Origin of the sequence: Neptunomonas sp. (assembly GCF_016744175.1) — a bacterium.
Taxonomy (GTDB): domain Bacteria; phylum Pseudomonadota; class Gammaproteobacteria; order Pseudomonadales; family Balneatricaceae; genus Neptunomonas.
Genome location: NZ_JADGEV010000022.1, coordinates 1 through 24,039, shown reverse-complemented (window position 1 = coordinate 24,039; position 24,039 = coordinate 1). Strand labels below are relative to the sequence as shown.

The following is a 24,039-nucleotide window of genomic DNA, read 5'->3' as shown; positions in this document are numbered from 1 at the left end:
ACATTCAGTACACTCTTATTTGCTATCAGAATTTTAAACGCATACCCGCTAAGTAACCAATTTCAACATCATCTTCGTCCGTGTCTGCAATTTCAGCAAAAACACTAACATTCTTCTGGGATGGAAACTTATACGTTACGTTAGCATACCACTCAGTAACATCATCACCTGATTCTGGCTCAATACTTAACATACCAACTGCAATCTTTGTCGTTTTATCAACAGGCATAATAGCAGCGATGTTATACTGATCAGCAACATCTTCTGTTGTACTAAAATCAGCAGCTAACTTCGCAACACCAAAATCATATGCAGCACTAATACCCCAAGTATCTTTTGAATCTGAAATAGGGGTCGCTTCCATCGTTTGATAAGCTAAAGCCATTTTTATACCGGCAACTTTAGTTGATGCAAATACATCAAAAGATTGTCCATTTTCGCTGCTTTCACCTTCAGCTTCTATCTCGTAAGAAGCTGAGACATAAGCATTTTCTAACGTCATATCTACACGTATAGTATCATCACCATCTGTACCTTGTGCCTCAAAGCGATCAGCATCTGACCTGAGTTCATAAGCCGCTTCAACACCGAACTCATCAGTAGCAAAGTTTTGCTTACCAACTGATACTGCCACCGACCCAAAATCTAACCCAATGTAAGCCTCTTCTAGCTTACTACCATCTTTCTTGTCTTCAGCAGCATCTTTAAAACCAAAATCCAATTGGCCAAAAGCTTTCATTCCATTATTGAGGTCATAAACTACAGAGTTTTTAAGTTCCAGGTCATCAAACTCCACATCCAAGCTTTGATCTTTGCCTACATCTTGACGAAGCTGAACTTGAAAATCACCTTTAAGTTTGTACGTAAGGCCTTTTCCTTCGTAAACTGTTGCAGCGCTAGCAGAACTAGACGCAATCGCAGCAATAGAAGCAGCCAAAATAAGCTTTTTCATTTTTTTCTCCAAAGTATTTAATGAACAATTAAATTTTACTAATTAGCAGTAATTAATTTTTTATTGTTATAAAAAATTGATTACACATAGATGAGCATTACTATTTTAAGTACTGATGATTTGACCAGAAGATAAAGTCTTCCCTTACATTTTTACTAGCATTTATATACCAGTACCTGAGCATAACTTTTGATAATTGTGATTTATTGAAAGAACAGCAGCCCTCAATAGGAATAGTATTATTATCAGTGTCAGTAGATGGCTTTATGTCAATACTAGAGGCTAATTTCTTGCTATTAAAAACTGCCAGTTCTTTTTCATAATTACGGCCCAATTGAAAACCTTCTTTATTCAACTTATTTATAGTAATCTTCTTTACTACTCCATCAGAATTAATCATTCGCCATTCAGGATTTATCTTAAAAGCCTCAAAATCATGATGACTCTCCAGCACCGGAATCGACAAATGAACAATCTCATTATTCCCATTAAAATCAATAATATATGAAGACAAAATCTTTACTTCATCGTCACCAAATGGCTCTTTAATCTCTGCCGAATACTCAACAAGTATCTGATTGTAGCCGTTTTTAAGTATGATTTTTTTCTGATTACCAAACCAACTATCGCTACGGATAACTTTGCCATTTTTTGCAAGTAACGTTACTCCGTTAGCCAACTGCAACGATATATCCGCGAAAGATGAGAGACTATTTACTATTAGAATTGTGAACACAAAAAATCTAAACAACATCATGCTTAAGTCCGAAAATTAAACACAGGCAGCCGCTATTAACTATGCTGCTATTAATTTCAAATACAATATCGAGAGTAGATGACATTTTTGTTTCGAAAACATTAATAAATTAATATTTTTGGGGGGAGCTAGTAGAAAACTTCATATAATAGAAGTCGAAGAAGAATACATCTGCTAATTTAATTATTTATGATAGATGAGGACTTTACATTGAACTTATATTTGTACACATAGTCTTTAAACAAGACTCTATAGGAAACTTATTACGGTCAGAGGTAAAGTGAGCGTCTCACCGTAACGTTACTATATGAAAAGAGACTATTTTCCTTTCGGATAATACTGTTAAATTAAGGATTACCAACTATGCTCCAAAAACTACTTCCCATAACAATACTATCTGCATTACTTAATCCGATCACTGTCCAGGCAAGCTCTATCACTATTTCTGATAAGGAGCAGACTGACCTAGCCGTTACTCTCTACACTCATGACCTCGGCTTGATTCAAGATAGCCGTACCTTACCGATTTTGACACCTGATAATGTCGTAGTCATCAGCGATGTTAGTAAACAAATGCAAACTGAAACGTTACAAATAAGAGGAGCGGGAAGCATTAGAGAGCAAACACTTAACAATGCCTCACTCAATTATTATACATTGCTAGAGCACCACATCGGGAAAGATATAATACTGGCTCATAGCCAGCCCAATGGCCAAGAACTACAGAACACCGTACAGCTTCTCAGCATCGAAGGTAATACAGCACTAGTAGACAATGGAGGCCGTATTGAGTCAGTCCCCCTTTCATCTGAATGGCGCATTATTTTTCCCTCAAGGCCCCCAGAGCTGCTGCTAAAACCTAGCCTGACATTTAAAAGCAAAGGCACAAAGCAGGAAGGCACCGCTCAACTAAGCTACCTTACCCAAGGGCTTAGCTGGCAGATGGATTACGTGATGACATTATCAGAGGATAACAACTCTCTCGTTGTTGATGGCCTTGCTTCGTTAGTTAACAATACTGGCTCCTTACTAAAAAATGCTCGTGTACGCTTATTAGCAGGGGATATATACCAAGACAGAAACCCAAGACGCAGAGCTAAAACAGTAATGATGGCACAAGCAATGGCAGAAAGCACCGGAGCCCCTCCCCCTCAAGCTCTGAACGATTATCAACTTTATACTTTGAAATCCCCTGTAACACTACAGCATCAACAGCGAACCCAAGTTCCCTTATTACATGCTGACCAAGTTGCTGTTGATTCACTGCAGCGTTACCAGTTTTATATCAGCCCAAGAATAGATAGCCAAACGCTAAAAGCAAAACCAGAATCCTTTATCCGTTTCAAAAACAATGAAAAGCAAGGACTTGGAATGTCTTTACCGGCTGGCCAAGTGCGCTTTTTTTCACCGGATAATACTCAAGAGCTGCACTACGTCGGAAGTGCTCATTTAAATCAGACAGCCATTGATGAACAAGTCGAACTTGCGATGGGAAAAGCATTTGATGTGACAATTACACAACGCCAAACTGATTTTCAAAAAGCTTTTGATGGAAGTGTTGTCGCTTATGAATTACGTGTGAGAAATAGCGCATTAAAGAGCCGAGAAGTTGAAATAACTAGCCTGTTTTCTCAACCATGGTCGCTCATTAGTAGCACGCAGCAACCCATTGAAAAAAGCGCAGGGATGGCCAAATGGAAGGTAACTGTTCAAGGAAAGAGTGAATCACTTGTATCGGTACGAGTACGCCTTAAAAAACCATAGTCACTCATCAACAACTTAAAGCGTTGGCTGTAAAGATTGCCAGCGCTTTGTTTCAGCCAAGTCACACTTTAGGCCCAACTCTCCTTCCTGATAAACTTTAACCATGCGACTTACCGCTAACGTATGTCCATTCAATCCTGCCAGACGATAATAATGAAGTGATTTTTCATCGGAAACAGGGAAATAATTCTCATATCCTGATTCATAAATTTTACCCATCTGATATTGTGATTTCATATCCCCTTTATCTGCAGCACGCTGTATATAAATAGCTCCTTGGATTCGATTTTGTATATCCTCTCCGCGAAAATGCAGTAAATGCCCATATACAGACAAAGCTTTTCTACTATCATTATCCGCGGAAAAACGAAATGCCCGCATCACCCATCGATGCTTACGTTGAGATTTTTTCAGAAAGGAAGAACGGAATAAAAAAAATGCCACTGAAAAAAGACCAGGAGCTATAAATTTTATAAGAGCATTCATTATCAAAACACCTTAAAATTAGATAAACCTAATATAGCATTTACTGTGTGAGGAGTGAAACATCATCCTAAAGGTTTATTATTTTTCAATAGTGTATCAAATGCCTTACTATCGATAGGGCGAGAGAATAAAAACCCTTGAAACTCGTCGCACTGTTTTTCTAATAAAAACTTAGCTTGAGCTTCTGTTTCTATACCTTCAGCTACAACATGAAGTTTTAGTGAACGGGCCATTGCAATAATAGCGGATGTAAGAGACCTGTCACTACTATTTCCAGGAAGCTCACGGACAAAAGTCCTATCTACCTTTAATGTATCTAACGGAAAACTACGTAAATAACCCAACGAGGAATATCCAGTTCCAAAATCATCAACCGCGAGCTGCACGCCTATACCTTTCAAAACACTTAATGTTGCTTGAGTCTGAGCAACATCTTCCATAATAGCAGTCTCTGTTAGTTCAAACTCTAAATATTTAGGTGTTATACCTGTTCGAACAATGACTTCATTAATCTCTTGAGCCAAGCGGATATCACGAAATTGTACGGCACTCAAATTTACCGACATCACGAAGTCATTAAAACCGCTATCATGCCAAGCTTTCAATTGGCGGCATCCGGCTTCCATTACCCAGGCTCCCACCTCATGAATCAAACCCATTTCTTCTAAAACCGGAATAAATTCTACAGGAGATATTTCACCTAACTCAGGATGATGCCAACGTAATAATGCTTCAGCACCCACAATATGTTTTGTTATCGCACTAATTCTTGGTTGGTAATGCAACGTAAACTGATTTCTCGGTAAAGCTTTATGTAGCTCAACTTCAAGTGTTAGCCTGCGCTCAGAAACCTCAAGCATGCTCTCATCATAACAACGTACAACATTGCGACCTTGTGACTTCGCATGGCGTATCGCATTTTCAGCATTTCTGAGCAAAACCCCCAGATCAAGACCGGTGTCTTTAGCCCGAGCATAACCGATAGAAGATGTCAGAGACACTTCATGTCCGTTCACGCGAAGCGGTGCCGAGATGTACGTTAATAACCTAGCAAAAACATCATCAGAATAGTGTTGAGAAGATGAGTTACAAATAGCTAAGCTAAACTTATCACCTCCCCAGCGACATACTTCACTTCTTAACTCCCCTTCGTCCTGGCGAAGCTGTTCAACAAAGGCAACAATACGACGACTCACTTTCAATAAAACTTCATCGCCTGTTCGGTGTCCATAAATATCATTTATTCGTACAAATCGATCGATATCAATTAGCACCAAGGCAATTTCGCCATCCCTTCTAATACACTCATTTATCAAGCCATACATAACCCGTGTAAAAGATTCACGGTTTTGCAGCCCTGTTAACCGATCAAAACGAGATAAAAACTGAATCTGAGCTTCAGCTTCTTTTTTGTCTGTAATATCTTGTAAAGTCCCTTCTATCGCTACGATAACTCCTTGGCTATCAATCTCAAGTTCTGACTGTACTCGAAAGATTTCATGCTTACCTGTCCCATCAGCACCCTTTAAGGTAACTTCAAAATCTGTGGGTATAGATTTAGGGTCATTACTGCGTTGCAAAATTTGCGCTATACGTGGACGATCAATCTCAACCACCCGAGAAATTAACTGGTGAGCACTGATGTTTTTCACATTCAATTGGAAACGAGTGGCCAGTGTCTCCGAAATAATCATTTTTTCTTGAAGCAGGTCCCAACGCCAATAATCAAGCCGGGCTATTGACTGTGCTTTAGCTAGCCTTGCTTCGCTCTCAATAAGATTACTCATTGCAATTACAGCACGTAACATAAACTTCAATCGTTGCTGTAACAAAGTCCAATTGACCGGTTTCGCTATAAAATCTGTAGCGCCAGCGTCATATGCCTCTTCAATGGAATTATCGCCTTCAAGTCCTGTCATCATTAAGACGGGTACAGTTTTGCCGTCATGCATACGTCTCAGTTGTCGACAAGCAGAAAAACCATCCAGTACAGGCATATCCACATCAAGCAAAATCAAATCAGGGGATACTTCCTGAAATACATCAAGAAATACTGCCCCATTTTCTGCTAACGCAACAGCATAGCCTTGTTGTCGAAGGTGAGCCGCCGCAACCATTCTCGTTGTAGGGTCATCATCAACAATGAGTATCGTCTGCTTTTCAGCTTGCTCTATTAGCATCAGTCACTCCCTGACATCATGTAAAATCTTTTAGACTTTTTAGTGCTGCTGTATTGGCATCAATTAATGCTCGATAAAGCTCATTCAATTTATCTAACTGTGAAAATCTACACTGATGTTCAATTTCTCGGCTTAATTCATGTACTTTGTTCAGCCCCACAGTTCCACTAGAAGATTTCAATGCATGTGCCAAACGACGCCCTTCTTCTAAATTACGTTGTTCTATAGCTATAGCCAAGTCATCGATAATTTGACGGCTATTTTCAGTATAGATGGAAATCAACGTATTCAAGAGTGGAAGCCCATTTTCATCTACTAAATCATACATACTCTTTAGTTGTAGAGTATCGATATTGCTTAGTTCAGGAAGATCAAGAGCCTGCTTCTCTGTTCCTTTTAATGAGTCATGAGAACTTTCTTTTAACCAATGGTTTAACATCTGATGTAAACTATGGCGACTAAATGGCTTACTCAAATAATCGTCCATACCCTGACTTAAATACAGCTCCCTATCTCCATCCATTGCATTTGCCGTCACAGCCACTATGGGTGTCGCGGGCAATTCTTGGTGCTTTTCCTCATTTCTAATAGATGTTGTCGCCGTGATGCCATCCATTACAGGCATCTCAATATCCATCAAGATAAGGTCATAAGAGTGTGTACGCCATTTTTCTATTGCCTCAAGTCCATTTTGAGCAATGTCCATGGTACAACCCATTAGCCGAATAAGGCCTATTGCTACCTTCTGATTAACAATATTGTCTTCAACTAATAGGATATGGCCTTGGTACTTTGATAGCTGCTGCACGTCTTCATTAATAGCAGTGGAAGGAATAATATTTACTTTTTCTTCTACTGCCAAAATCTTACAAAGCTGATCCAAAAAACTGGAAGGCCTGATATACCCATCAACATCACGTATAACATGCACATATTCAGGTAAACGAATTACCGGTAAAGCAGTTGATGTCACCACCATAAACTTCGTTGCTAATTGTCCATATCGATAATTCAATGAATGAATAAATCTAGACAACTCTCTTCCATGTCCACAATGATCTAATATAATCAGATTAAAACTTTTTTGTAATGAAACAGCATCATGGATCTTATTTTCTGCATCAGATGCCGAAGTGGCTACGGTAAGCTCAGCCCCCCACTCTATGAGTAATTGAAAAAGATTGCTTTCAACGTTCTCACGCTCTTTAATTACCAATACCCTCGAGCCCTTCAGTAGTGTTTTACCACCCTCTACACTTTTATTTAAAGGCAGCTCAAACCAAAACACTGACCCTTTTCCTTCAACGCTTTGAACCCCTATTTCGCCACCCATCAAATCAATTAGTTGCTGACAAATAGCAAGCCCCAACCCAGTTCCTCCGTATTTTCGAGTAATCGAAGAGTCTTCCTGAGAGAATGATTCGAATATCTTTTCTTTAGCTTCTGGCGAAATGCCAGGACCACTGTCTTGTACTTCAATGCGTAAAAAGGGTGAATCTTGTAGAAGTAGTGCAGACGCTTTCACATTCACACGCCCCACTTGTGTAAATTTTAGAGCATTTCCTATCAAGTTCATCAGGATTTGTTTTATACGCAGAGGGTCTCCAGCCATCTGTCCACTAAAATCAGGGTCAAACTGGTGAGATATGGCTAACTTCTTACCACTGACAGTTTCACCTAGCAGGTGCATTACTTCTTCAATTTGTGTGTACAAATTAAACGGTATTGATTCTAGTTTCAGCTGCCCAGCTTCAATTTTTGAATAATCAAGAATGTCATTGATGATGCTTAACAAAGACCTACCTGAACGATGGATTGTTTCAGTATATACTCTTTGTTCATCGGTTAATTCTGAACTCAAAAGTAATTCCGACATCCCTAGAACACCATTCATAGGTGTTCTTATTTCATGGCTCATTGTCGCTAAAAAGCGAGACTTTGAATGATTAGCCTCTTGCGCTAAATCTCTGGCATACTTCAATGCCTCATCTCTCTCTTGAATTTGCCCGATCATGGTATTAAAGCCTTTGACCATTACACCAAACTCATCAGTAGAGTTATCCGCTAAGCGCCGTGAATAATCATTAACTTCTGCGACTGCTCGCATCGTATGAATAAGATTATCTATCGGCTTTAAAATAACTTTTTGCAAACGAGAAGAAATAAAATAGCCAACAAGAAGTAGTGCTGCCAGTACAAATAAACCAAACATCATCCATTGATTCATCATTTTTTTATAACTACCAAGACTTACTCGAATACTGAGGCTCCCGATAAAACGACCTTTCTCTTTAATTAATTGTTCTAATTCCAAATAATCATCAAAGAATTCATAACTCCATTCACCGTTTTCACTTTTAGTGGACAGCTCTGGAGCCAATCTATTTTGTGTGCTTTTAGTAACAACAACGGATGATGTACTTCTATATTCAGCAAATGGATCACCATTAATCTGACGTAATACTGCATACTCGATATTTTTATTAGCACTGAAGGTATTTAACAGCTCTTCTGCTGTTATCTCATCATCAAAAACAAGTGCTGCAGTTGTATTGATACTGACGGCTTTCATCAATGTGTGCGATGAAGTTACGAGCTGCTCTCTGCTATTCAACCAAAAATTCGTGATAAAGAAGACATAGGAAATGGTTAGTACCGTGGAGGCAGTAACCATGACGATTATTGTCATCTTATGTCGAACGGGTAAGTCCCAAAGGAATTGTTTCAAGTATAGACACCCATAAAAACAGAATTTTAACGCTATAGATCACGTTATATATTAGAACAAGCGTTCGAGAATAGCATTTTTGTCGCTAGCTAATTCTCGGCCGACGCCTTCTAATAATAATTAACAATAAACATATAACAAACGAATCTGTAAAAACCTAACCATCAACAGTACACTTTAATCCGGTCTCTCATTTAGGATAAGGTGAAGAAATGCAGGTTTTCGAAGACAACTCACTCTCTATTGGCAACACTCCACTAATTAAACTAGCTAGGCTTGCTCCAAATGCAACGATCTATGCAAAAGTGGAGTCACGTAACCCTGCAGGCTCTATTAAGTGCCGCATTGGAGCCAGCATGATTTGGGCCGCTGAACAATCAGGAAAGCTCAAACCAGGAATGACTCTTGTGGAACCAACCAGTGGTAATACTGGAATTGCTCTGGCATTTGTAGCCGCTTCTCGTGGCTATACCTTAAAGCTAACCATGCCGGCATCAATGAGTATAGAAAGACGAAAGCTAATGAAGGCATTGGGGGCTGAAATCATTCTCACGCCTGCTGAAAAAGGAATGAAGGGCGCTATAGATAAGGCCCAAGAAATTGTTGACACAGACCCAGATAATATTTTAATGCTGCAACAATTCCAAAACCCTGCTAACCCCAAAATTCATGAAGAAACAACAGGCCCAGAAATCTGGAGAGATACGGACGGAACGATTGATATGTTAGTGGCTGGAGTAGGCACAGGAGGAACCATCAGCGGTATCTCTCGTTATATTAAGAATACTCAAGGCAAAAATATTACCAGCGTTGCTGTTGAACCCACTGACTCACCGGTGATTACTCAAACACTCAGTAAAACCGAAATTAAACCTGCTCCACATAAAATCCAAGGAATAGGCGCTGGATTCATACCCGGCAACCTCGACCTTACCTTGGTAGATTTAGTCGAAAGAATTTCAAACGATGACGCTATTGCTACGGCACAAAGACTAATGAAGGAAGAAGGAATTCTTGCAGGAATTTCTTGCGGTGCTGCAACAGCTGCTGCATTACGCTTAAGTGAATTACCCGAAAACCAAGGTAAGGTTATTGTTGTTATTTTGCCTGATTCAGGCGAACGTTACTTATCAACGGTACTGTACGACGGGATGTTTAGCGAAAACGAACAAGTACAATAAAAAAGCTTTAGTTTAGTGGCCACTTGCGTTAAGTGGCCGCTATTAACGCACAATTCTTACAACCCTCAAAAGTTTCGAGCTTACCTTGAAGCCAGCATCTTGCAAACGGGTTAAGTTCATTGCTACACGCACTTTACGCCCCCTAGTTTCAAAACCAACCATCCCAAAACCTTCTGAGACAAAGTTCGGCGCATCTCCTATCAATAACACTTGAGAATGTTGAACCTCTTCAAGTACGTCAGCTTGAAGGTTCATATTCTCTTGAATAAAGAGTAAATGGCAGTCTGCCACCTGACTTTCTGCATTATAAGCTACCACTGATAATGGCAGCCCATTCATTGTTTCATTTTGAACCACCGCGCGTAATTTGCTGATTAAGGCGTGCTCAGCCACCATACACAATTGGTATTCAGTCATTGACTCTTGAGGTTCGGGCCATTGAATAAATGAAAGAAAGTTATAAATATATACAGATTTAATTTTATAAATCACATCATCTGCAGCGACGACCGTTGTCGCAATACACATGAGCCAGAGCCCCAAAAAAACAGGACGCATTATCAGCTTAGTTTTTAAGTAAAGTATTGCCATACTTAAAACCTAACCGTTAACTTAGCCGAGATACTTCTATTAATCTCAGTATTTTCTGGGTAACCGCCAACGTTCAGCGGTGAAGAATTAAATTCCTGATGTTTTTCATTTAGTAAGTTTTGACCAATAACACTTAACTCAACTTCTGGAGATATCTGCCATCCAACTCGAACATCTGTTCTTATGTATTCATCAACACCGTAATCTCCAAAAACTAAAAAATCTGACCCTGTAGGAAATAAAGCAGATACATAGTATACGCCTAGGTCCAGCTCTACATTTGAAGCAATATCCCAACTTGAGTGCATAGAGAACTGGTGCATCGGCGCTTTATTAGTGCTTAACATGGACTCAGTTAACAAGGGCAGCTGATTAAGTGTTTGATCCAACCAACTATAAGAAGCTTGTATATTCCATTTAGGGTTAACGAGCCACCTGACGGATAATTCAGCACCATAAGTATCCGCATCTGCTTCATTACCAATGCTTAACACGCCCACATCACTCGTACTAATAAAAGCATTAAATGGCCGCTCAATCTTAATTGTAGACAGGTCGCTATACCAATAGCGAAATGCTGTCACATCAAACGATAACGCACTCAATGGTGTATATCGAAACCCTAATTCCAGCGAGGTGAGCTTCTCTGAATCATGATCAGGGTTTCCTGTAAATTCATAAGCATTTTTAGCGCTTATATTTGAAGTCTCTACCCGAGTTGGAACCCTTGAAGAGTACGATATTGAGCTCCAGAACTGCATTTCAGAATTAGCTGACCAAATACCACGTATTGTAGGCTGCCACTGACTACCAGAAATAGTAGAGTATTCGTAACCAACACCCGTAAGTAGCTTGATGTCAGATAATAAGTTCACTTCATTTTGTATAAACACGTTAAATATATTATTACGCTGGGAAGCGGGCCCGAACGACAGTACTGATGTGGGAGATAAGTTAGCCTTAAGATCATCAGAAACACTCCGAACCCCTACCCCCCAAGCAAACTTACTTTTTCGGCTCTGCCAACCGCGCTCATAATCTAAATCAACCACTAAAGCTTGCTGGTCTAGTTGGTAGTCCTCACGCTGCGTGTAATCCAAATACGCTTGCATCGTTTGCCAATGATCATCGGTCACCTGTTTCCAGCGCGACAGTATATGCCCACCTTTATACTGTTGGTTATCTCTGATATCCATCATACAAAAAGTACACAGCCCAAACTCAGGGAACGCCAACGCTGCAAACACTTGTTCTTGTGATGCGCCATTTGCAATTAATTTATTAATTGCTGGTGCAACTACAGTGTTAAAATCGGGAGCCATAGGAACCCTCTCCGATGCAAATAACCGCTGGTCCGACTCCCCTTTAAAAAGCCCAACATCGACTAATAATGATTCGCCACTACCATAATCAGTATCGGTCCGTAATGACAACCGTGTATGTCGAGCATCATCGTTAGCAACAGCCCCTTGGCTGTTAAAACCAGAATAAGGTGTAGGTGAATTCTCTTCATTCAACAGGGATTTAAAACTAATACGGTAGCTGCTTCTGGCATTAACCTCACCACCGTATCGAAAACCAATTTCTTTATGCTGGTTACCCACAAGAGTAACGACTTCGCCTCCTTGAGTAGCATACGATGAACGTAGAATGATATTGATTACACCATTCATAGCATTAGCTCCCCATACAGCAGAGCCTGGTCCCCGAATCACTTCAATACGCTCAACATCGTCCATTCGGACATCTTGCATGTCCCAATAAACGCCACCGAACGTATTGTTGTATAAGCTGCGCCCATCCAATAGTACTAAGAATTTATTTGCGAACGTTTCATTAAACCCACGAGAATTAACCGCCCAAGAATTCCCGCTGACAGCTCCCACATTAATCCCAGGCACCATTCGCAACGCTTCAGGAACATTCCTTGATCCAGAGCGCCGAATGTCTTCTGCTGTCAACACAAAGACCGCTGCTGGCGTTTCATTAATACGACTAGGAATTTTGGAGGCGATGCCCACCTCTAATGAGGAGAGTTCGTCAATAGGAAGGGCTTTTAAATCATCTATTGTCAAATCATCTGAAGCAGAAACATAACTACTGAAGAGCAGAGCCCCAGCCAAGATAAACGTCCTGTATTTACATATTCTTGGCATAAACGCACCGAACTCTCTTGATACAAAATTTATCAACTAAAAACATAGTTATCTCTTATTCTAGTAGAAAAAGATAACTATGATTCTATCGGCCATTTCGTGAGAAATTAAAGTGCTATTTTCAATATCAACAAGAGCCTAAGCTTATTTTCAACGCAGTGCAGTGAACCAATTCAAAGGAGGAGCAAAAAAAGCGTTGCCTGTGACGGCTGTTGTATAGTCCAACAAGCGATCTGAGTGACCATGATCATCACCTTCTACCATGCTTTTAAGCATCAAAGTAAAGTTCTCTGGCGTTCGACAATAGCTGGCAAACAATAACCCTGCTTCTGACAAACTCCCATACGGCATACTATGACGTAATATCTCAATAGATTTACCTTGGTCATCTTTTACAGAAGCACGCTTAGTGTGTGCAGTTAATGCTTTCTCTTCAGATTGATACTCAATATTATCTTTTTTAGTTCGACCGTAAATATTTTCTTGATCCTTTAGTGGTTGGGTCTCCCACTTGCTCAAGTCATGTATGTAACGTTGAAGATGGATATACGAGCCTTGAGAAAAAGCTTCATCTTCATCTCCAACCAAAGCAACTTCTTTTTTATGATCACCTTGAGGATTTTCCGTACCATCAACAAAGCCGGTAAGATCACGAGCTTCTAAATAGCGAAAACAAGAAACTTCTTCATCTATTTCAACAGCATCAGACAACACCTTCAGCAATGCACGCGCAAGCTCATACGTAATATCACGCCGATTCGATCGTAGATGTAATAATAAATCAGCGGGAGTAGACGGCATATTAGCAACGCCATGAAACTGCGGAAAAGGCGTCAGTAATGCAGGCTTAGAAGCCTTCCCTCCAGAAAAATTTTGTCTGTCCCAGTATTCACTGCCAATCGCAACTACCGCATGTAAAGACTGGCCTGAAAACTGTTGCTGGTGCTTTACTATGATCTTTTGTAACTGCTTCAGCGCGTGTGTAATCTGAGTTTCATAGCCCTGCTTTACATTAAGAGTAATGAATAATGCATCGCTTGTTGCATCAGCAACAACACCCGATTGATAATTTGCTGGCATATCGGTTTCCTTTAATAAGATACCTTGATCATAGCGATGAAGGGTTCAGCTACACCAATGAAAATAATCAACTTAGATGATAGTCATTTTTTATCATTGTATTACAAGGTACTAACCGGCCTACGACTATCACGAATCCACTCACTCCAAGACCCAGCATATAATACTGAATTAGTCATACCTGCATGTGCCATCGCCAAAATATTATGACATGCGGTTACTCCCGAGCCACACATGTGCACTACTGCTTTATCTACGTCAACCAACGAGGACCACTCTTGAGCTAATTGATCAGCAGACTTAAAAACACCTGCAGCTGTCATATTCTCTGAAAAGGGCCGGTTCAAAGCCCCAGGAACATGCCCTGCAACAGGGTCAATCGGCTCAACGCTGCCTTTGAACCGAAGGGCCGCTCTAGCATCAACCAATTGAGTAATCGTCAAAGAACGAAACAGTTCCTCACTACTGATAAGAGGCATTCTTGGACGCTGCTTCCCTTCTTCTTCAAGCCCTTGATAAACGTCTTTTATAGGCAAGTACACATTAGTTGATATGCTCCCTCCCTGCTGTTTCCACACGGGAAAGCCACCATCTAAAACAGCAACCGCTTCATGACCTAAAGAACGCAACAGCCACCAAAGACGAGAAGCCATCGCACCACCACAATCGTCATAGGCGATAACCTGAGATCTAGCGGTAATACCTGCTTTGCCAAGTTTCTCTTTAAATTGCTGAACGTCAGGTAAAGGGTGTCGACCTGAGGTACTGTCGATAGGTGAAGATAAATCTTGTTCAAGATCCATAAATTGAGCATGTGGAATATGACCGTCACGGAACAGCTGATACCCTTGTGAAGGATCAGCTAAATCAAAACGACAATCAACGACCACCCAACCTTGGGATGAACTATTCTGCTGTAGCTCTTCAACACTTATTAACGTCTGATACATGCTCACACCCCCCAACTCATAACCTGTCTACCTAGATTAAAAATCTCTCTCAATATCACGAATATTGAGCTAACTCTTCAGCCAAAATATCTAATTCATTTTGCGCTTTTTGCTTCTGCTTTTTCTTTAGCTGCTCAACTTCACACGCTTTTTCAGTCAAAACCAATTTAGCCATTTCAGCTTTATCATCAGCAGCAGTCACTCGATCAAACAGTGGTTTAAGCTGCATGATAATAGCGCGTCGTCGTCCCTGCTCAACACGCGCAAGCTCTTCTGCACTTTTTTCTTTTTTCACAGGAGCATCAGTTAGTGATTGCGCTGGAACATAAGTCAAAGGGCGAATTCCTGCGGCTATACGCACTTTTTCCATGAAAGGAGCCGACTTTTCACGTGCCTTAATTGCTCCTTTTTGCAAAATATCTTCAACAGAACCTAGATCATTCATTAATTCATTATAACGAGCGCGTGGTGTGCTTAACTGACTGTCTAGGCATTCAAATAGTTCAGATTTCGCTTCACTCCAAGCAATCCCTTCTAAATATTTCTGATGCATCTCTGTGGTCTGCTCTGGAGTAGCAAAGCTACTATAGAGCTGGAATAAAGCACTCCCATCAGGATCCTTTGGCTCACCAGGTCCACGAGTGTCTGTCACTATCTGATTGACTAATTTACGTAGTTCATGAGCAGTACAAAAAAGAGGAATGGTATTATCGTAGCTTTTGGACATTTTACGGCCATCAAGGCCAGGTATTAACTGTGATGATTCATCAACTTGAGCGCTGGGGAGGGTGAACAAAGGCTCATAAGTATGATTAAAACGACCTGCAATATCGCGTGCCATTTCAATATGCTGAATCTGATCTTTCCCAACCGGAATAATATCAGCACTAAACATGAGAATGTCTGCTGCCATTAATATAGGATAGCCAAACAACCCCATCGTTACACCATCATCTACATCCTCTTTCCCTGCATCCCGGTTAGCATCTACAGATGCTTTATATGCATGAGAGCGATTCATTAATCCTTTTGAGGTCATGCAGGTTAGCAGCCATGTCAACTCTGTAATATCAGGAATATCCGTTTGGCGGTAGAACGTTGCTTTATCTGTGTCTAATCCCAATGCTAACCACGTTGCTGCGATTTCTTGAGATGAACGTGCAACGCGTGCAGGATCATGACATTTAATTAACGCATGGTAATCAGCCAGAAAAAAAAAGCTATTGTAACGAGCGTCTTCACTCGCCTGTATGGCTGGCTTGATCGCACCAAGATAGTTACCAATATGCGGTGTGCCGGATGTAGTTATTCCGGTGAGTACAGTCTTTTTCGACATTACAAATAAACCCTAAAACAAAACAGAGAAAAATCAGATTAATAATACACAAATTCAAGCGGTTATTCGCCCTCCACTTTTTAATCTATTCCTCCGTATGAACTTCTCATAATGGCTTCCCAGTATCATAAATGAGTGGTAAAAAGAGAGTATATTTCAGAGAACGTTTAAGAGCTTAATTATACACTCTCTCAACTTGCTAACTATTAACGTAACAACGGAACACTATGCTGACAGTCATATCTCCTGCCAAAACACTAGACTATGAAACACCGCCACATATAGACCTAGCTACACAGCCTCGTTTTTTATCGCACTCTGGCGACCTAATTACTGTTCTGGAGAGCTTATCTGTACAAGGTGTTGCAGAATTAATGAAGCTCAGCGACAAACTCGCTAGCCTTAACGTAGCAAGATACAACTCATGGCCGTCTAACCTTACAAGGGAAAATGCCAAACAAGCCATTTTGGCTTTTAAAGGTGATGTTTACACTGGACTAGATGCTGCTACATTATCTGAAGCCCAATTAAACTATGCACAACAGCATTTACGAATCCTATCCGGTCTTTATGGTGTATTAAGACCGTTAGATCTAATGTATCCATACCGTTTAGAAATGGGTACCAAATTAAAAACACCACAAGGTACTAACTTATACCAATTTTGGGGTGCTCAGTTAACAGACTCCCTCAATGAAGAGTTACTTCAAGATGATCACCCTACAATCATCAATCTAGCGTCCAACGAATACTTTAAAGCGATTCAACCTAAAACTCTTAACGCTCGAATTGTGACACCTGTATTCAAAGACTGGAAATCAGGGCAATACAAAATCATCAGCTTTTACGCAAAAAAAGCTCGTGGCCTAATGGCACGCTATATTCTCGAAAACCAAGTTAATGAGCCTCAAGCATTAAAGGATTTTGACTATGAAGGCTATCGCTTTTCAGAAACTATGTCCGAAGGGGATACATGGGTTTTCATTCGTGACCACGAAGAATAAGGTTTTATACTTAAAAAAATGGCGCTTTGAAAGCGCCATTTTTATCTCTACTAATTAGCATACCCTGACTAGGGTTGTTCAATACCGACAATATGCCAAGAAGCATTCTCTTCAGTCATGTTGCGTGTAAGGTGCCAAACTTCACTAAATTCACTTGCTTGTTGATCCCCCGACTCTTTAAGCCATCCATAAAAATGAATGCTAGCTACAACATGATCGTCATTATCAATAAAATTGATCAGCTCAGACATAACTGACATGACTACTGTCTGTTGTTGTGAAGGATATTTAGTACGCTCTTTTTTCAGCTGTTCTAACAGTTCTTGGGATGTATAAGTCGCAATTTCCGTCCAGTTTTGTATATCCCAAGCTGATTGTAAATACGTAAAATGCTCGCGCGCGCCATCGAGAAAAGTCACCTTATTAAACCAAACAGGCAATACTAAATTAGGCTCAGACAACTGAGTATTGGCAGCAGACATCGGTGTAAATTGATGCATATTGGCCGGCGACTGTGCGGGTTCCATCGAGCGATGCTGGGTACCGGCATAACTAGGTGCCATTTGACCTTTTCGTATTATCGTAAACAATTTAAAAGCAATAAATGTAAAAGCTACGATCATTACAATATCCATTGTTTGAATGCTATCAAACGCTCCCCCCATGAATAACGATGCCAGAAGACCACCGGCAAGTAGTCCACCTAACATACCACCCATGCCACCAAAACCTGATTTCTTAGCACCATTACTGGCTACATTTTGTGCAGGTGGCTTTTTTTGAGCAGGAGAAGAAGTGGCTTTTTTTGGTGATGAATAAGATTTTCCTAGACTAAAACCTCCACCTAATCGCTTAGCTTCTGCCTCTGGCACAATAATACCTACTGTAAAGCCCATCATAAAAACAGCTAATAGAATATTTCGCATTAACTACCTCAATTCTGTTTCGGAGTCCGTTTCATCACATTAGAGACTACGGCCAAATATATCCCTAAGAAGATTAATATCATACCAGCTAGGTGGTAAGTATGAATTTTTTCGCCCAAAAAAAATGTCGAAAGTAACATACCAAATAATGGCATAAGATGAATAAACAAGCCCGCTTTAGCTGCGCCTAATTCTGCAACACCTCTGTTCCAAAACAGATGAGCAAGAATAGAAGGGAAAATGGCCATATATAAAACAGAGCCTAATGCCTCTGGTTTTAACTCAAAAGGAGGAACACTGCTTAGCTCAAATAACGCAAACGGCAACAGTGCTATAACACCAATAACAACGGTTGTTCCAAAAAAAGTAAAGCCATCTAGTTCAGCAGGTCGCCAGCGTAATAAGATTGAATACCCCGACCAACACAATACTGCCGCTAATATCCAAAGGTCACCTTTATTAATATCTAGATTAAGCAACTGGCTCAGATCACCTAGTGATATTAGGGTAAGCACACCCACTAAGGAACACGCTACACCAGCCCACTGTCTCGCTGTTACTACCTCTTTAAGAAAAAGCCCCGTAATAAGCAGAATCAAAATAGGGATAGCCGACTGCATCAACGTTGCATTCGTAGCCTCCGTCATTGTTAAACCAACATATATTAAGGTATTGAAACTGCCGACACTTAAAATACCTAATGGCAATAACAACTTCCAGTGCTTCAATATTACCCGCCAATGTGCTTTTAGCTTAGGTAATAAAAATGGCAGGATAAGCAACAATGCTGACCCCCAACGCATTTCGGCCATCACGACCGGAGGTAAAACGTCGTTCATAGCACGCCCTAGAACAAAGTTCCCCGCCCAAAAAAGTGTCGTCAGTGTGAGTAGAAGATAAGCCATTACAACCCTTTATTAATCAGTATTAAACCAGCGAGACAAAAGCGTGTTATTTGCATCCTTACCTGTCAAAACATATTGCAACACATTGTAGTTATTTACAGTCCACTCAACCTGTGTGAAAGCTTTGCTCAATCCACAAAAGAGTATCTCATCTCCAAGCTGTAATTCTGTTAGCTCTCCTGGCAAGATTTTAATTTCACTTCCCCTACGCAACATTAAAGGAAAGCCTGGCAACATTTGGCTCCGATCACGAGGGTCTTTTAGGAAGATTTTCATCTTAATGACTGTCTCCTCTTCCAACGCCATTTTGATTGCCGGTGTGTCTTCTTCTTCTAAAACAAAAGCCCAACTATCTAACTCATCTTCTCCAACAACACTACTCATGCGATTCAACAATGTATGCGCCCAAACATCGTCATACCCATTCAGAGCATCAATAAATACAGGTAAAAGAGGCGTTTTAATTTGCGCCATAATCTGGTTGGCGATTATTCGTCCGGGCTCCATTACAAAGTCAGCACCAGAATGCCGAAAAACTAAACGGTTTGCATCCAGGTTCTGCCTTACAACAGTCACTAATTTTGGCTTAATACCCCTTGCCGTCATAATAATTGAGAGATTATCTGCATCATTGTCAGTACCAGCAACAATACCCACTGCATCATGAATGTTCGCTTCTTCAAGCGTTTTAGCTTCAGTTCCGATGCCCCAAATCTGCTGCTCTGTCTGATTTACATTTTGTTCTTTAGCATCTATAACCGTAATAAAAACATCATCAGCTTTAAATGCTTTATAAAGTGCGCGTCCGAATCTGCCAAAACCACAGATAATCCATCGCCCCTGCTTCTGCTGATAAACACTGGATAATGGCCGGTGATAGGGATTAACTAACCAGTCATACACTAAGTGCTTATAAGGTGTATGTATGGCCATAGATAAATAGCCTGCATAGGCTTGAAAAGGATCAACCACCTGGTCAGTACCAAATGAAAGTAAATTAGCCGTCGTTACTTCTGCTTCAGTACGGCTGATCACCATACGCTTTGGCATTAATAATTTACTGGCTATAGAAACGGCCAAGTTAGAGTTATCATCATCAGTGAGCGCTAGCACACCTATACAGTGTGGGTGCTGCAACCCTGCATCATCCAGCACGTCTGGCAATGCCGCATCTGCACATAGACCAGGGACTCGAATGGGTAAACTATCCATTTCTAAATCGTCAATACGGTCTTGATTCAAATCTATCACTACCGCTCGAATGTCTCTGTTTGCCAATTTACTGACAATAAGGCGCCCCGTTACTCCATACCCACAAATCAAATAAAAAGGCTCGGCAAAACCTGCAACCTCTTTGGTAAAAGAGCGGCGGCGTAACAAGCGACCAAACACGGGCTCTTGTAAAAGAGCTAACATCGAACCGATACCATACAACCATGCAACAACAGTTGCGTAGATCATCAATAAGGTCCACATCCTTTGTCCATCAGTGAACGCAAAAGGAATCTCACCAAACCCAATTGTTGTCCCCATGAAAGAGACAAAATAAACGGCATGAAAAAAGTCCATACGCCAAGCATTGCCAGCATCATCCTGCCCAGGAATGAGCACAAACCCCAAAATGGAAATGGCGTAGACCACAATCATCGTAATAAATGGAACGCGCAGCCGCCGTAAAAGCAGATAGAAGACGTTATTCATGATTTAACGACGAACAACAATCGTCTCAACCACGAGAAGTATCACAGAGATAACGTTTGCAAGTAACGCCCCACCAGAAAGTGATACAACACTCGACATCATTGAGCCTGACATACCACCACTAATTTGCTCCGCAAAACCCCAAAGAAAAGCCGCTATAACTAATTGCAAGTCGGCAACTAAACTCGTGGCCAACATCAATGCACCCAAATGAGTCCTATCTCCAAATTTCAGTACCGTACAAATCATACTGACAACCAATGCAGCAAACAGCTCAAAGACGTTATGATGAATTTCTTTATCAATTTCACCAAGAAAAAAACCGAAGTTCAGCGTTAGTGCTAATACGATAAAGAAAGCAAAAATCACTTTTTCACGATTCATCAGAACATTCCTTATTTCACTTAAAACATAGTCACGATGCATAATTTATCAGCAGATTGTATCGACTGTAGATAAATATGGCTATGCTGATTCACGGAACCAGCAAGATAAGTTAATGTCTATTGGCTGATTATCCCATATTGGGTTAGCTGTTTGATTTCATTCTGTGTTTTGAGGACTGTTTAATGCGTAGACGGCATTTTTCACTAGGAAAATTAGTTACTACATTCGTTGCTGTTGTTTGCACGCTTTCATATTCCTATGCCTCTGATATTACCAAAAGCCAGAATGACATTCGTAAATACCAGTCCATAACATTAGAAAACGGCTTAAAAGTATTACTCGTATCCGACCCTGACACGGATAAAGCGGCAGCTTCGCTTAATGTGAATATTGGCTCAGCAGCCAACCCAAAAAACCGTGCAGGATTAGCTCATTTCCTTGAACACATGTTATTTCTTGGCACAAAAAAATACCCGCAAGCGGGTGAATACCAAGCGTTCATTCAATCTCACGGTGGCTCACACAATGCGTTTACTGCGTTAAAGAACACCAATTATTTTTTTGATGTTAAAGCGAGCGACCTAGAACCAGCGCTTGATAGATTTTCCCAGTTTTTCATTGCACCTCTCTTTACTGAAGAGTATACCGACCGCGAAAGACATGCCGTCAACTCAGAATATAGCGCTAAAAAGAGAGACGATGGCCGTAGGGTTCATGCTGCCACTCAGCAAGTGATGAACAGTGCTCATCCGGCAAGCCGTTTTGCAGTAGGTAACCTTGAGACACTTCCCAACGATGAGAAAGGAAACTTGCGAAGCGATTTAATAAGTTTCTATCAACGTTACTACTCTGCCAACCAAATGGCTCTTGTCATTCTAGGAAAGCAACCTTTAGATCAGTTAGAATCAATTGCCAAACAATACTTTTCCACCATAAAGAACACTGGTTCACCTGCATTCGCAATTACAAAACCCAAATTTCAACCAAGTGACCTTCCTCTTGAACTGGCCATTAAAACACTCAAGGATACCCAGTCTCTGAGTTTAAGCTTTCCTACTAAAACCAATTTGCCGTATTGGAAAAGCAAACCACTTTACCTCCTCAGTAGCCTTATCGGTTATGAAGGCGAAGGTAGTCTTTTAGCTCTGCTAAAAGAAAAAGGCTGGGCAACCGGCTTAGGCGCATCTCCTGGACAAGATTTCGCTACGGAGTCTAGTTTTCATATGCAGGTAAGTTTGACACCTGACGGGCTTAAACATACCGACGAAATCATAAGCCTATTCTTCTCATTTATAAAAAGTCTAAAAGAAACCGGCGTAAGCCAAGCTATCTATAATGAAGAACGCCTTCTTAGCGCACAACAGTTCCGCTTTTTGGCCGAGCAAGAACCTATTCATTACGTCACGCAATTAACGCAAAGCATCCAAGATTACCCACAAGAAAATTGGTTAAATGCACCCTACATACTTGAGAAGTATGATGTTGATGCAATCAATCTTTTTATCCAAGATATTCGCCCTGATAACATGGTGCTTTCTATACAAGCCAAGAATTTAACCGTAAATACGACAGAGCAATACTATAATAGTGAGTATCGCACTAGCCGTATTAGTATTGACCGCATAAAACGCTGGCAACAAGCGGACCTGATTAACAACCTACACATCCGCCACCCAAACCCTTTCATTGCTGAGAACACAGGTTTACAACCGCCTTCAGAAAAACACCAACTCAATCCTATGCAATTGGATACAGGAAAGAACGGTGTTAGCTTATGGCAACTCCAAGATACAACATTTAATGTTCCTAAAGCCGATCTATATTTCACACTACTAACTCCCCTCGCAAGGGAGGGAGCCGAGGTTACAACAGGCCTTACTCTATACACTGATATGGTCAGCGAAGAATTAAACAAGTCTCTATACGATGCAAGCACGTCAGGATTAAGTGCTCGCATTTATGCCCATCAACGCGGTATTAGTGTGCGTATATCAGGCTTCAATGAGAAAATTGAAGTGTTAAGCAAGCTTATTGCCAAAACCCTAAGAAAACCTGACCTATCACCAGCTCGCTTTAAGCGAGTACTTCAAGCCCATCAAGAACAGCTGAAAAACTCAGACAAAGACAAACCATACAACCAGCTTTTTCGTGTAGGTTATGAAGTGTTAATGCATAATGCGAGCCTCACTGAATTACAAAAAACAGCCGAAGACTATTCATTAGATCAACTTTCATCGCTTATTGAACAGTTGTTTGCATCTTCAGAAGTGCGTGTACTGTCTCATGGAAATATGACAGCGCCTCAAGCAAAGAAGCTTACGACATCATTACTTGGATCACTACATCCCATAAAAACAGCTAAGGTCGCCCCACAAGTCGAGATATTGCGCCTCACACCGAGAAAAACAATCACCAAAACCTTAGATATTGAGCACAATGACTCAGCCACAATCCTGTACCTTCAGGGTAGCGATCAAACCATTGCATCAAGAGCATCAGCCGCTTTACTAAGTGAAATCCTATCCGCCCCATTTTATACACAACTTCGTACCGAGCAGCAGCTAGGTTACATCGTATTTGCCACACCTATGTCTCTTAGAAAAATTCCTGGAATCGCATTTGTTGTTCAATCTCCTAGCGCTTCTTCTGATGAAATTTTAAAAAGTATGAAAGACTTTTTAAAAAGTTTCAAAAACCAGCTAGGGAACATTTCAAAGGAGAAAATGACACAGTTTAAAAACAGTGTGACTGCTAGAATCAATACCCAAGAGCGTCAACTCCAAGAAAAAAGCAATCGATTCTGGCAAGAATTAGATCAAGGAAATACAAAGTTCGATACCCAGGAAAAAATGACACAAGCTATTGATATATTAAATATCGATGATTTAATTCGTTTTTATAACAATCTTTTATCTCGACAGCTAATATTGCAAAGCACGGGAACGGGTGCAGAAA

Annotated in this window: 18 protein-coding genes; 4 read left to right on the top strand and 14 right to left on the bottom strand. The window is 40.6% G+C overall.

Annotation, left to right across the window (positions count from 1 at the left end; translation table 11 throughout):
- Window positions 1-25 precede the first annotated feature (25 nt).
- Both QZZ55_RS11445 and QZZ55_RS11440 read right to left on the bottom strand, forming a co-directional pair.
- Window positions 26-952, bottom strand: coding sequence for a porin (locus QZZ55_RS11445; protein ID WP_293267463.1), 927 nt, complete (start codon window positions 950-952; stop codon window positions 26-28).
- Between the two features lie 100 nt (window positions 953-1,052).
- Entirely contained in the window at window positions 1,053-1,637 is a 585-nt protein-coding gene (locus tag QZZ55_RS11440; protein WP_293267462.1) for a DUF2057 domain-containing protein, read from the bottom strand.
- Between the two features lie 435 nt (window positions 1,638-2,072).
- Here QZZ55_RS11440 and QZZ55_RS11435 point away from each other — a divergent pair, with 435 nt between their 5' ends.
- Window positions 2,073-3,473 (top strand): hypothetical protein, encoded by a 1,401-nt coding sequence (locus QZZ55_RS11435; RefSeq protein WP_293267461.1) that lies wholly within the window; start codon window positions 2,073-2,075, stop codon window positions 3,471-3,473.
- A 15-nt stretch (window positions 3,474-3,488) separates the two neighbouring features.
- On the opposite strand, the gene QZZ55_RS11430 is transcribed toward QZZ55_RS11435, so the two are convergent.
- The 3 genes from QZZ55_RS11430 to QZZ55_RS11420 all read right to left on the bottom strand — a co-directional run bounded on the left by QZZ55_RS11430 (window position 3,489) and on the right by QZZ55_RS11420 (window position 8,867).
- Window positions 3,489-3,959, bottom strand: a complete 471-nt coding sequence (locus QZZ55_RS11430; RefSeq protein ID WP_293267460.1) for a sel1 repeat family protein — start codon at window positions 3,957-3,959, stop codon at window positions 3,489-3,491.
- 62 nt (window positions 3,960-4,021) lie between these two features.
- Complete coding sequence (locus tag QZZ55_RS11425; protein WP_293267459.1) at window positions 4,022-6,139, bottom strand: EAL domain-containing protein; 2,118 nt, start codon at window positions 6,137-6,139, stop codon at window positions 4,022-4,024.
- A 16-nt stretch (window positions 6,140-6,155) separates the two neighbouring features.
- Window positions 6,156-8,867: an ATP-binding protein gene (locus QZZ55_RS11420; protein ID WP_293267458.1), complete on the bottom strand. Its 2,712-nt coding sequence runs from the start codon at window positions 8,865-8,867 to the stop codon at window positions 6,156-6,158.
- A gap of 212 nt (window positions 8,868-9,079) precedes the next feature.
- On the opposite strand from QZZ55_RS11420, the gene cysK reads away from it, so the two are divergent.
- On the top strand, window positions 9,080-10,048 hold the full coding sequence (cysK, locus tag QZZ55_RS11415; RefSeq protein ID WP_293267457.1) for a cysteine synthase A: 969 nt from the start codon (window positions 9,080-9,082) through the stop codon (window positions 10,046-10,048).
- Window positions 10,049-10,090: 42 nt separating this feature from the next.
- On the opposite strand, the gene QZZ55_RS11410 is transcribed toward cysK, so the two are convergent.
- The 5 genes from QZZ55_RS11410 to trpS all read right to left on the bottom strand — a co-directional run bounded on the left by QZZ55_RS11410 (window position 10,091) and on the right by trpS (window position 16,161).
- Window positions 10,091-10,639, bottom strand: coding sequence for a YfiR family protein (locus QZZ55_RS11410; RefSeq protein ID WP_293267456.1), 549 nt, complete (start codon window positions 10,637-10,639; stop codon window positions 10,091-10,093).
- A 2-nt stretch (window positions 10,640-10,641) separates the two neighbouring features.
- The gene (locus QZZ55_RS11405) at window positions 10,642-12,762 is read right to left on the bottom strand and encodes a TonB-dependent receptor (RefSeq protein WP_293267455.1); all 2,121 of its coding nucleotides are present in this window, start codon (window positions 12,760-12,762) and stop codon (window positions 10,642-10,644) included.
- Between the two features lie 183 nt (window positions 12,763-12,945).
- Window positions 12,946-13,875, bottom strand: a complete 930-nt coding sequence (locus QZZ55_RS11400; RefSeq protein WP_293267454.1) for a Dyp-type peroxidase — start codon at window positions 13,873-13,875, stop codon at window positions 12,946-12,948.
- A gap of 101 nt (window positions 13,876-13,976) precedes the next feature.
- Window positions 13,977-14,825, bottom strand: a complete 849-nt coding sequence (locus QZZ55_RS11395; protein ID WP_293267453.1) for a sulfurtransferase — start codon at window positions 14,823-14,825, stop codon at window positions 13,977-13,979.
- 55 nt (window positions 14,826-14,880) lie between these two features.
- Window positions 14,881-16,161, bottom strand: a complete 1,281-nt coding sequence (gene trpS, locus QZZ55_RS11390) for a tryptophan--tRNA ligase (RefSeq protein WP_293267452.1) — start codon at window positions 16,159-16,161, stop codon at window positions 14,881-14,883.
- Window positions 16,162-16,388: 227 nt separating this feature from the next.
- Here trpS and yaaA point away from each other — a divergent pair, with 227 nt between their 5' ends.
- Window positions 16,389-17,165: a peroxide stress protein YaaA gene (gene yaaA, locus QZZ55_RS11385; RefSeq protein ID WP_293267451.1), complete on the top strand. Its 777-nt coding sequence runs from the start codon at window positions 16,389-16,391 to the stop codon at window positions 17,163-17,165.
- Window positions 17,166-17,233: 68 nt separating this feature from the next.
- On the opposite strand, the gene QZZ55_RS11380 is transcribed toward yaaA, so the two are convergent.
- From QZZ55_RS11380 to QZZ55_RS11365, 4 genes are read right to left on the bottom strand one after another with little or no spacing between them, the layout of a single operon-like run.
- Complete coding sequence (locus QZZ55_RS11380) at window positions 17,234-18,091, bottom strand: TIM44-like domain-containing protein (RefSeq protein ID WP_293267450.1); 858 nt, start codon at window positions 18,089-18,091, stop codon at window positions 17,234-17,236.
- 8 nt (window positions 18,092-18,099) lie between these two features.
- Window positions 18,100-18,996, bottom strand: coding sequence for a DMT family transporter (locus QZZ55_RS11375; protein WP_293267449.1), 897 nt, complete (start codon window positions 18,994-18,996; stop codon window positions 18,100-18,102).
- 12 nt (window positions 18,997-19,008) lie between these two features.
- A complete protein-coding gene (locus tag QZZ55_RS11370) occupies window positions 19,009-20,697 on the bottom strand; it encodes a potassium channel protein (RefSeq protein WP_293267448.1) in 1,689 nt (562 codons plus the stop codon).
- 3 nt (window positions 20,698-20,700) lie between these two features.
- Complete coding sequence (locus QZZ55_RS11365) at window positions 20,701-21,081, bottom strand: DUF6394 family protein (protein WP_293267447.1); 381 nt, start codon at window positions 21,079-21,081, stop codon at window positions 20,701-20,703.
- A 185-nt stretch (window positions 21,082-21,266) separates the two neighbouring features.
- Here QZZ55_RS11365 and QZZ55_RS11360 point away from each other — a divergent pair.
- Window positions 21,267-24,039 (top strand): insulinase family protein (locus QZZ55_RS11360; protein ID WP_293267446.1); only part of this gene is annotated, 2,773 nt, incomplete at its 3' end.

What these genes read in the sequence shown, in the direction of transcription:
- QZZ55_RS11425 (WP_293267459.1), bottom strand. Translation starts at nt 6,139, where the DNA reads ATGCTAATAGAGCAAGCTGAAAAGCAGACGATACTCATTGTTGATGAT.
- QZZ55_RS11430 (WP_293267460.1), bottom strand. Translation starts at nt 3,959, where the DNA reads ATGAATGCTCTTATAAAATTTATAGCTCCTGGTCTTTTTTCAGTGGCA.
- QZZ55_RS11400 (WP_293267454.1), bottom strand. Translation starts at nt 13,875, where the DNA reads ATGCCAGCAAATTATCAATCGGGTGTTGTTGCTGATGCAACAAGCGAT.
- QZZ55_RS11410 (WP_293267456.1), bottom strand. Translation starts at nt 10,639, where the DNA reads ATGGCAATACTTTACTTAAAAACTAAGCTGATAATGCGTCCTGTTTTT.
- QZZ55_RS11375 (WP_293267449.1), bottom strand. Translation starts at nt 18,996, where the DNA reads ATGGCTTATCTTCTACTCACACTGACGACACTTTTTTGGGCGGGGAAC.
- QZZ55_RS11370 (WP_293267448.1), bottom strand. Translation starts at nt 20,697, where the DNA reads ATGAATAACGTCTTCTATCTGCTTTTACGGCGGCTGCGCGTTCCATTT.
- QZZ55_RS11380 (WP_293267450.1), bottom strand. Translation starts at nt 18,091, where the DNA reads ATGCGAAATATTCTATTAGCTGTTTTTATGATGGGCTTTACAGTAGGT.
- QZZ55_RS11445 (WP_293267463.1), bottom strand. Translation starts at nt 952, where the DNA reads ATGAAAAAGCTTATTTTGGCTGCTTCTATTGCTGCGATTGCGTCTAGT.
- QZZ55_RS11435 (WP_293267461.1), top strand. Translation starts at nt 2,073, where the DNA reads ATGCTCCAAAAACTACTTCCCATAACAATACTATCTGCATTACTTAAT.
- QZZ55_RS11395 (WP_293267453.1), bottom strand. Translation starts at nt 14,825, where the DNA reads ATGTATCAGACGTTAATAAGTGTTGAAGAGCTACAGCAGAATAGTTCA.
- cysK (WP_293267457.1), top strand. Translation starts at nt 9,080, where the DNA reads ATGCAGGTTTTCGAAGACAACTCACTCTCTATTGGCAACACTCCACTA.
- yaaA (WP_293267451.1), top strand. Translation starts at nt 16,389, where the DNA reads ATGCTGACAGTCATATCTCCTGCCAAAACACTAGACTATGAAACACCG.
- trpS (WP_293267452.1), bottom strand. Translation starts at nt 16,161, where the DNA reads ATGTCGAAAAAGACTGTACTCACCGGAATAACTACATCCGGCACACCG.
- QZZ55_RS11365 (WP_293267447.1), bottom strand. Translation starts at nt 21,081, where the DNA reads ATGAATCGTGAAAAAGTGATTTTTGCTTTCTTTATCGTATTAGCACTA.